Origin of the sequence: Burkholderia sp. Bp9090 (genome assembly GCF_003857985.1) — a bacterium.
Classification (GTDB): Bacteria; Pseudomonadota; Gammaproteobacteria; order Burkholderiales; family Burkholderiaceae; genus Burkholderia.
Map to the genome: position 1 here is coordinate 1 of NZ_QTPV01000126.1, position 335 is coordinate 335.

At 63.6% G+C, this 335-nt stretch carries 1 pseudogene; it reads right to left on the reverse strand.

The annotated features are described in order from the left end of the window. A pseudogene (locus tag DIE16_RS36395) lies at positions 1–281 on the reverse strand (electron transfer flavoprotein subunit alpha/FixB family protein); the annotation flags it as partial. Positions 282–335 lie beyond the last annotated feature (54 nt).

Consider the following 335-nt stretch of genomic DNA (forward strand, 5'->3'; position numbering starts at 1 on the left):
GCGATGTTCAGCGCGGTCGCTTCGACGTTTTCCGCGAGGCCCGCTTCGAGTTGCGGCGCATCGGCCAGCAACACCTTCGACACACCTGCGATCTTCGCTGCTGCATCGGCAGCCGCTTGCGCGTTGTGGCCCGCGACCAGCACGTGGATGTCGCCGCCGACGAATTTGCCAACTTCGGCTGCCGCCGCCACCGTGTTCAGCGTCGCGGCCTTGATCGACGCGTTGCCCCCCAAGGGGGCTTCCTTCGGGGCGTCGCACTCTGCAATCACCAGAATCGTCATTTCTTTCCGCTCCCTCTTACAGCACCTTGGCTTCGGTCTTCAGCTTCTCGACCA